Consider the following 223-nt stretch of genomic DNA (forward strand, 5'->3'; position numbering starts at 1 on the left):
GGCCGCCCATTATCTGAACTTCACACCATACGGCGTGGAAGCGTTCGCCCGGCCGATTCTCGGCACGGCGAGGGCAAACTCCTGGGCGGGCATCGGGCTGGGGACGCTGGTGCTGTTTGTGGAGACGATCATGGCCGTCTTTCTGTATTCGCTTTTGTTCGGCAGGATCCGCTTGTGGTGGATCGGCCTGCTGTACGGCCTGATCCTGCTGGCCGTGGCGGGG

1 pseudogene is annotated in these 223 nt (G+C 63.2%); it reads left to right on the forward strand.

What is annotated here, in order from left to right:
- Positions 1–223 (forward strand): annotated as a pseudogene (locus LD028_RS09955) (YqhR family membrane protein); the annotation flags it as partial.

Source organism: Anoxybacillus sp. LAT27 (assembly GCF_022030075.1).
Taxonomy (GTDB): domain Bacteria; phylum Bacillota; class Bacilli; order Bacillales; family Anoxybacillaceae; genus Anoxybacillus; species Anoxybacillus kestanbolensis.